The 1,918-nt window shown below is 62.2% G+C and carries 2 protein-coding genes; one reads left to right on the top strand and one right to left on the bottom strand.

The window, feature by feature from the left end:
- Positions 1 to 1,392 (top strand): gamma-glutamyltransferase (gene ggt / locus EN750_RS32125; protein ID WP_127399094.1); only part of this gene is annotated, 1,392 nt, incomplete at its 5' end.
- An 86-nt stretch (positions 1,393 to 1,478) separates the two neighbouring features.
- Here the strand turns inward: ggt and EN750_RS32130 are convergent.
- Positions 1,479 to 1,733: a hypothetical protein gene (locus EN750_RS32130; RefSeq protein ID WP_031213787.1), complete on the bottom strand. Its 255-nt coding sequence runs from the start codon at positions 1,731 to 1,733 to the stop codon at positions 1,479 to 1,481.
- Positions 1,734 to 1,918: the final 185 nt, after the last annotated feature.

The raw sequence follows: 1,918 nt of genomic DNA on the forward strand, positions 1-1,918 counted from the left end.
GACAAAGACGGCAACCCGGTGAAGGTGGCCAGTCTCGACGGCTATCTTGCGGTCGGCGTGCCGGGTTCGGTGGCCGGTCTGGAGATGGCCCGTGAAAAATACGGCAAATTGTCCCGCCAGGATCTGATGGCGCCGGCAATCGGCTACGCCAAGGACGGGTTCATCCTCAACCAGGGCGACGCCGCCTCGTTTGCCGGCAGTGCCGACAGGCTGGCGAAGGACCCCGCGGCCGCGGCGATATTCCTGAAACCCGACGGCAAGCCCTATGGCATCGGCGAGCGGCTGGTCCAGCCCGACCTCGCGGCGTCGCTCGCAACCATTTCCGAAAGGGGGACGGATGCCTTTTACAAAGGCGCCATCGCCGATGCCATCGTCAAGGCGAGCGGCGCCAAGGGCGGCATTCTCGCCAAACCGGATTTTGAGCAATATGCGGTGCGCGAACTCAAGCCCGTGACCTGCACCTATCGCGGCTACGAGATCACCTCCTCGCCGCCGCCCAGCTCCGGCGGCGTCATCATCTGCGAAATCCTCAACGTTCTGGAGGGCTATCCCTTGTCCTATCTCGGTGCCGGTTCGGCCGAGACGGTCCACGTCATGATCGAGGCGATGCGCTACGCCTATGTCGACCGCAATTCCGCGCTCGGCGATCCCGATTTCGTCGACAATCCGGTCTCGAAATTGCTTGATAAGGCCTATGCCGGGGATATCCGCGACAAGATCGACCCGTTCCGGGCCGGCGTGTCGCAGGATCTGATGCCGAAGGGCTTTGGCGAGAGCAAGGAGACGACGCATTATTCGATCATCGACGACGAAGGCAATGCGGTCGCGGTCACCTACACGCTGAATGGCTCCTTCGGAGCCGGCGTCGTCGCCGACGGCACCGGCATCCTGCTCAACAACGAAATGGACGATTTCACCCAGAAACCCGGCGTGCCCAATCTCTATGGCCTGGTCCAGGGCGAGGCCAACGCCATCCAGCCGAAGAAGACGCCGCTGTCGTCGATGAGCCCGACCGTGGTCGCCAAGGACGGCAAACCGTTCATGGTCATCGGCAGCCCGGGTGGCTCGCGCATCATCACGATCACGCTGGAAGCGATCGTCAATGTCATCGACCACGGCATGAACATCCAGGAGGCGATCGACGCGCCTCGCATCCACCATCAATGGCTGCCCGACAAGGTTTATGTCGAGCCGTTCGGCCTGTCGCCGGACACAGAAAAGCTGCTGGCCGGCATGGGATATCACCTCGATCTCGCTGACCAGACCTGGGGGCAGGCGGCCGGCATCCTGGTCGGCGGCAAGAGCCTGGCGGAAATCGAGAAGGGCGGCGGCGCGCGCTACAACGGCGCCATCGACAGCCGCGCGGCCTCTGGCGAGGCGCTCGGATACTGATAGCTCTGAGGAAAAACCTGGTGCAGCGTGGCGATTCGGGTTGATCGCCCGCTGCTCAAGTGGATCGGCTCACACCGATTTGGCCGTCACAAGACCAGCGTGAGAGTGGACGCAACCAGCATCAAGGCGGCAATGCCGACGAACAGCGCATAGATACGCGGCCGGTCGAGCAGCAGCGCGTTTCCGGATATCCAGGCGGACGTGGCGCCGCCAAGCGCGAAGAGGAAGCCGTTGCGGTGCCCGAAGACCATCGATGCGGCCATCAGCCCTCCAATGATCAGCGCACCGAACACGATGATCACGGCAACGGCATATCTCTCGAAATCATTGCCGCTTCCCATGCTCGGGCCGATTGCGTTCAAGGTTGGCAGATCGTCCGGATCGAAAGGGTTCGTCGACCCGTATTCGTCTTGACCGGCAGGCTCTCGCATCATTCATTCTCCGTATAGCGGCAACAAACCATCAAGCCTTGCCGAGCGCAACCCGATCGCACTCCCTTCAATGCGTTTGGTACGGTCTTCTACAC

This window comes from Mesorhizobium sp. M7A.F.Ca.ET.027.03.2.1 (assembly GCF_003999175.1).
Lineage (GTDB): Bacteria > Pseudomonadota > Alphaproteobacteria > Rhizobiales > Rhizobiaceae > Mesorhizobium.

Bases quoted from the DNA above. Each gene is read 5' to 3' on its own strand.
- EN750_RS32130 (WP_031213787.1), bottom strand. From the start codon at position 1,733: ATGGGAAGCGGCAATGATTTCGAGAGATATGCCGTTGCCGTGATCATC.